This window comes from Streptomyces sp. ADMS, assembly GCF_033441795.1.
Classification (GTDB): domain Bacteria; phylum Actinomycetota; class Actinomycetes; order Streptomycetales; family Streptomycetaceae; genus Streptomyces.
The window spans coordinates 1-242 of the sequence record NZ_JAVFVX010000609.1; the positions used below are offsets into that span (position 1 = coordinate 1).

Genomic DNA, 242 nt, shown 5'->3' on the forward strand with positions numbered 1-242 from the left:
TTCAGCATCTGCAGGCTCGACGTGCTGAGCCCGTTGGCGCGCAGGGCGACCCTGCGCACTTCCCGGTCGCGCATCGCCGCGACCACCTGAATCTCGGCACGCGTCCGCTCGGCTACCTCCTCGTCGAAGAAGTAGCCGGGAGGCACGCCGAAGAAGCCGGCCAGCGCCCGGATGGTCTGCATCTTCGGGTTCGTGTTGGTCCCGGTGCGGAGCTGCTGGATGGCGCTTGCCGAGATGGCTAC

The 242-nt window shown here is 67.8% G+C and carries 1 pseudogene; it reads right to left on the bottom strand.

The features are described 5' to 3' along the window. Positions 1–242, bottom strand: a pseudogene (locus RB628_RS42170) (helix-turn-helix domain-containing protein); the annotation flags it as partial.